This is a genomic window from Aeromonas salmonicida subsp. salmonicida, from assembly GCF_001643305.1.
Lineage (GTDB): Bacteria > Pseudomonadota > Gammaproteobacteria > Enterobacterales > Aeromonadaceae > Aeromonas > Aeromonas salmonicida.
In genome coordinates, this window is the sequence record NZ_LSGW01000036.1 from 1 (window position 1) to 1154 (window position 1154).

3 protein-coding genes are annotated in these 1154 nt (G+C 50.0%); all 3 read right to left on the bottom strand.

The window, feature by feature from the left end:
* A partial coding sequence (locus AXW79_RS02810) for a hypothetical protein (RefSeq protein ID WP_211271108.1) occupies nucleotides 1-308 on the bottom strand: 308 nt, incomplete at its 3' end.
* Nucleotides 309-320: 12 nt separating this feature from the next.
* A complete protein-coding gene (locus AXW79_RS23400; RefSeq protein ID WP_338151552.1) occupies nucleotides 321-854 on the bottom strand; it encodes a phage terminase large subunit family protein in 534 nt (177 codons plus the stop codon).
* A gap of 39 nt (nucleotides 855-893) precedes the next feature.
* Nucleotides 894-1154, bottom strand: a 261-nt coding sequence (locus tag AXW79_RS23405) for a terminase large subunit domain-containing protein (protein WP_338151551.1), incomplete at its 5' end; no start/stop codon positions are given.

The window sequence follows — 1154 nt, forward strand, 5'->3', positions numbered from 1 at the left end:
CCATCTGCATTTTTAAGAAGATACTCCAGCTCCTTCGGGATATTGATTTCCGGTTCTTTGCGCATGACGCTACCAACCATCCCTGACAGCGTGCGCCGGGTGAAGTTATAGACGATACCGCCCGCTTCATATTCTGCCTGACGCGCTTCACCGTAAGCTTTGTCCGGTTCATTCAGCCCTACGTTGCGTAGATAGCTAACCAATTCACCTGCAAGCGCGTGGCGCACCTTCTGCCATTTAGGCGCGTAATGCAGCCATTCACGGTGCTTGGTTTTTACGCCAGAACCCTGGCCGTTTGCTGTTAACATTTAACAATCCTCTTAAAGTGCGAAAGTAACCGGGATATGGGATACAGGTTTAACCAACGGCATTTCGTAGGCGATAGGGTATCCTGTTGCATCGTTCTGGTGGTCGTTGCCGCTTGTCTTATCCGGTATGCCGTTTTTATCGTATGCCTGTTGCTCAAGACAGCGAGCAGTAACCGGACAGGTTTGCTCGTTGACCATTAATCTACCAGACTCCAGCGCTTTATTCACCGATGCTACACGGACTTTAACGGCAGGGTTAACCGATTTTGCACGTATCTCGAAACCTGCGTTATGCAGTTGTGCAATATCCGAGGTACTTGCATCAGTCGATTTACGGTTCTTACCACTGGCGTCCGGATACATAACAATGTGATGCCCGTTGCGCTTCCATCGTTCGGTAATCTCCCTGACCACATCCGGGGTGTCGAACATATCCACCAGCTCGGCTACCGCGTGCCAGACATACTCACGCTGAACGTATACGGTGCTAGCCATATGCCCGACGTTGAAGTCCTGACCGATATACAGCGTTTCTCCAGGTTGTATAGTCTCTCGACTGCTGTTCTTGCGTCGGTCGTAAGCATGCTACACGCTGCCGGATGTCAGGTTGACAAATTCACCATCGATGTAGGCATCAATTAACTGGCCTGGATACGTATCCCGTAACGACTGCACATAATCTTCCGGTAGAAAGGGATTGGATGATGTCGAGGCCTGAATCATTTCATAGCCTGGTTTCTTTTTTACAGCCCATCTGTCGTGCACAAAACGGAAGCCTTCTGGCGTCGTAAATACCGAAACTGTATTAGCTGGCTTCGGGGTAATCGGACGATATGTACGCGGCAA